At 54.6% G+C, this 487-nt stretch carries 1 pseudogene; it reads left to right on the top strand.

Annotated features, from left to right (window positions below):
- A pseudogene (locus JNA92_RS26260) lies at window positions 1–487 on the top strand (helix-turn-helix domain-containing protein); the annotation flags it as partial.

The raw sequence follows: 487 nt of genomic DNA, 5'->3' as shown, positions 1-487 counted from the left end.
AGCTCACAGCGATTACAGCCTACCTGGATGGCAGCAACGGTTTCCGAAAGGTGGCTAAACACTTCGGTATCGATTTCAGTCTGCTTCGACGCTGGGTGGCCAGTTATCAGGCCAATAATGGCGCTGGTACAGGCTCGCATGGGCAGCGCTATACCAATGATTTCAAACGGCAGGTGCTCAGCTACATGCACGAGCACCGGCTTTCGCTGCGCCAGACCGCTGCCCATTTTGGCCTCGGGCAGTCCTCTCGGATAGGCTTTTGGCAACGGCAGTACTACAGTGGCAGTCTTACCCCCTCTATTGCCATCAAGCCAAGTAAGCCAAACAACGTGCCGAAGAAGATCAAGCCTGCCATACCCGCCGATACCAATGATGATCAGAAGTCTCGAGATCAGCTGTTGGCTGAACTTGAGTACCTGCGCATGGAGAACGCTGTTCTAAAGGAGCTCAAGGCTCTGCGCGAGGAAAAGGAGCGAATACGCGGGCA

This window comes from Pseudomonas putida, from assembly GCF_022627325.1.
Lineage (GTDB): Bacteria > Pseudomonadota > Gammaproteobacteria > Pseudomonadales > Pseudomonadaceae > Aquipseudomonas > Aquipseudomonas putida_X.
Note: the sequence above shows the minus strand (reverse complement) of the source record. Positions and strands in the feature narration are given on the sequence as shown.